This window comes from Variovorax sp. Soil_C_17, assembly GCF_057657265.1.
Window position 1 is genome coordinate 1 of the sequence record NZ_JBDGIT010000038.1, and the last position, 1,434, is coordinate 1,434.

1 protein-coding gene is annotated in these 1,434 nt (G+C 60.6%); it reads left to right on the forward strand.

Annotated features, from left to right (window positions below; all coding sequences use genetic code 11):
* Window positions 1-109: 109 nt before the first annotated feature.
* Window positions 110-1,135, forward strand: coding sequence for an IS110 family RNA-guided transposase (locus tag AC3A6Y_RS34910; RefSeq protein ID WP_487872778.1), 1,026 nt, complete (start codon window positions 110-112; stop codon window positions 1,133-1,135).
* Window positions 1,136-1,434 lie beyond the last annotated feature (299 nt).

Genomic DNA, 1,434 nt, shown 5'->3' on the forward strand with positions numbered 1-1,434 from the left:
AAGCCTCCGGCGTCCCGACTCGGCGGGAACAACCTATTACTGAGATGGACCCGACGCCTCCCCCTCGGGGAAACTTGCTAACCGATCAACCATGGCTTGGAGGTTCATCATGGAAATCGCCACCCTCGGCATTGACCTGGCCAAGAACTTCTTCCAACTGCACGGTGCCGACCGGCACGGGCATGCGGTGCATCGCTCCAAAGTTCGACGCTCAGAGCTGCTTAGCATTGTGAGCAGCCTGCAGCCGCGCCTGATCGCCATGGAAGCATGCGGCTCCGCACACCATTGGGCGCGCCGGTTCATGGGCATGGGCATCGAAGTTCGCCTGATCAGCCCCCAGTACGTCACGCCCTTCGTGAAGACGAACAAGAACGATCGCAACGATGCCGAAGCCATCGTGGAAGCCGCCTGCCGCCCAGCGATGGACTTCGTGTCGGTCAAGTCTGTCGACCAGCAGGATATGCAGGCTGTTCACCGAATCCGAGAGCTGCTTGTGCACCAGCGCACCGCGCTGATCAACCAGGCCCGAGGGCTACTAGGGGAACGCGGTCTGGTTGCGGCTCAGTCTCCAGTGGCATTCAAGCGCGCGCTCCCGAAGCTACTAGGTAGTGGCGAAGGCGAGCTCACGCGCACGTGTCAGGCTCTGCTGCTGGAGATCTCCCAGCAGATCGAGCAGTTGGAGCAACGCATTGCTCACGCCGATGAGTGGATAAAGGCCTTCATGCGGCAGTCGCCCCTGTGCAAGAAGATAGCAGCTATCGATGGCGTTGGTCCAGTGACCGCGACCGCAATGGTCGCCGCCATCGGCGAGGCGCGAGAGTTCAAGAACGGCCGTCATCTCGCCGCCTGGCTAGGCCTGGTGCCAAGACAACATTCATCCGGTGGCAAGTTGCGTCTGTCGGGAATCAGCAAGCGTGGCGACACGTACCTTCGAACACTGTTGATCCACGGGGCCCGCTCCGTGCTCCGCTACATCGTAGGAAAGGTTGATGCACGCAGCCGATGGCTGCAGGATCTGGTAGCCCGCCGCGGCTACAACCGGGCGGCGGTGGCCTTGGCCAACAAGAATGCGCGTGTGATCCAGGCGCTGCTCAGTGGAGATCAGCCCTACCACCCACCGGTGGCGATCGCCTGACCCCTTCGCAGTAGGAATTCACGACATCAAGGAAGCAGTACCCAGCGCTGGTTTGCGACGCTGTTTGAAGTGATGACGAAACTGGTTGGACCAACACCCCATAGCCTGATTTGAGTTGCCGGCTGTGACCGAAAGGCTCAAGCCGACCTATTGCTGAGGACGGGGTGTGCGGATCTCATCGAGGCTGCGGGCATGTGCGCCGACCTGCCCACGAGCAAGCCGGATACATGCATGCAAACCGTTTCTCAGCACCGAAAGCAGCTTGCAAATGGCGTCGGGTCCATACATGCAACTCAACA

Excerpts from the sequence above, each read along its gene's own strand:
- AC3A6Y_RS34910 (WP_487872778.1), top strand. The coding sequence starts at position 110 with ATGGAAATCGCCACCCTCGGCATTGACCTGGCCAAGAACTTCTTCCAA.